Raw genomic sequence first — 1,999 nt, 5'->3', positions numbered from 1 at the left:
ATCACCGTTATCAAGGACGGCAATGTAACAGGATGCTATGAAGCGTCTAAGGTCACGAATGAAGAAATCATATCCGCTATGGTAGGCAGAGAGGCTTCGCTTTTTTACCAGCGTGAGCGCGTAAACATCGGGGAAGAATATTTAAAGATCGAGGGTGTATCGAGGATGCCTGTGGTGCACGAGATCAGTTTTTCCGTGCGCAAGGGAGAGGTGTTCGGCATCGGCGGGCTGGTCGGCTCGGGACGTACGGAGCTGATGCGCCTGTTATACGGTGTGGACAAAAAACAGACGGGGCGTATCTTGATCGACGGAAAAGAAGTCAACATCAGATCGCCGCGCGACGCGATCGCAAACGGTATTTGCATGCTGGGCGAAGACCGCAAGGGCGATGGTATGTTCCTGCAGCGCAGCATCGAGGAGAATATCTGCATTGTCCGCAATGAAAACAGGGTCTTTTTGAACCTCAAGGAAGATAAGAAGTCGACCGAGGAGATGGTCAAAAAACTGAACCTAAAATCAACGGGCGTCGATCAAGATATCGAGCGTTTGTCGGGCGGAAACCAGCAAAAGAGCATTTTGGCGCGCTGGCTTTTGTCGGACTGTAATATCATTATATTCGACGAGCCCACAAAAGGCGTTGATATCGGGGCGCGCGAGGAGATATACAAGCTGATGATCGAGCTGGCGCGACAGGGGAAAGCTATATTGATGGTGTCGTCGGATATGCCTGAGATCCTTTCGATGAGCGACCGGATCGGCATTTTGCGCGAAGGAAAACTGGTAAGTATCATGTCTCCGGAAAACCTGACGGAAGAAAAACTGATGGGGATGTATCTGGGGATCGCACAGGAGGAAAGTCAAAATGAAAGACAATAGCAGAGCATTGTTACAAAAAAACGCGACGCTGAGAAAGGTGATCAGTTCGCAGTCTTTTTATCTGATCCTGATCATTCTGGCAATTGGGATCGTGACGGCGGTGATCAATCCGAAATTCGTTTCAATCGACAATATCAAGGGCGTGCTTTCTCAGGTATCGACGCTGGGGCTGATATCTGCAGGTGTGACCGTACTGATCATATCCGGCAACTTCGATATTTCTATCGGCGCGATCGTGGGCTTTGCAAGTACGATGATGTGTTTGTCCATCGATCAGGGCGCGCCGGACGGCGTAGCTATGCTCGTGGGGCTGGGCGTGGCGGTCGGCTGTTCTGCGCTTAACGGCGCATTGTCCGTACTTTTTAAGGCGCCGTCGTTCATCATCACGCTCGCAACGACAAGTATTTACACAGGCTTGTGCCTGACCATCACCGGGGGCGGCAACGTGACGATATTCAACCGCATGGAATATTTTGCGGGGACATATTTGTTTGACGCGATCCCGCTGCTGTTTGTCATCAGTCTGGTCGGGTATCTCGCCATCCACTTCTTGCTCAAGCATACGCAATTCGGGCGGCGCGTGTTTGCGATCGGCAACAACACGCAGGCGGCTTATCTCGCGGGCATCAAGGTCAACTGGAACAAGATCAAGTTCTTTATCACCAGCGGTATCATGACGGGCATCGCGGTCATCATGCTGGTGTCGCGCTTGGGGGCTGCACAGGCTTCGACGGGCGCGGGCATGGAGCTGCAGGCGATCGGCGCGGTCATCATCGGCGGTGCGCCCATCAACGGCGGCAAAGGAAACATGTTAGGCACGTTCTGCGGCGTGCTGCTGACGGGCATCATCTTCAACGCATTGAACCTCTTGAAAGTAAGCCCGTATTTGCAGCAGATATCATTTGGCGTACTGATCATCGTTTCCATCGCCATCAGCTCTATGCGTTTGCGCGTATCCAAATAAGGAGAGATGTTATGAAACTGCAAAAACTGGAAGAGATCAACCGGAAGATCGCGTATGACTTTGACAAGTTAAAGGCCGAGCATCCGGAGCGCCTGAAAAAGAGGATGAACCTCTCGTTCAGCACATGGGTATTCGGACTCGAAAGCCTTGAAGAATCGG

2 protein-coding genes are annotated in these 1,999 nt (G+C 51.8%); both read left to right on the top strand.

Going from position 1 to position 1,999, the window contains the following annotated elements; translation table 11 throughout:
* The coding region (locus tag VB081_RS02475) for an ATP-binding cassette domain-containing protein (RefSeq protein ID WP_323399272.1) at positions 1-876 on the top strand (876 nt) is incomplete at its 5' end.
* Positions 863-1,840, top strand: coding sequence for an ABC transporter permease (locus VB081_RS02470; protein WP_323399271.1), 978 nt, complete (start codon positions 863-865; stop codon positions 1,838-1,840). The genes VB081_RS02475 and VB081_RS02470, both read left to right, overlap by 14 nt.
* The last annotated feature ends 159 nt before the right edge of the window (positions 1,841-1,999 follow it).

The organism is Christensenella sp., assembly GCF_034927525.1.
Lineage (GTDB): Bacteria > Bacillota > Clostridia > Christensenellales > Christensenellaceae > Christensenella.
The sequence above is the reverse complement of the archived record's forward strand: the minus strand, read 5'-3'. Positions and strand labels throughout refer to the sequence as shown.

Excerpts from the sequence above, each read along its gene's own strand:
- VB081_RS02470 (WP_323399271.1), top strand. The coding sequence starts at position 863 with ATGAAAGACAATAGCAGAGCATTGTTACAAAAAAACGCGACGCTGAGA.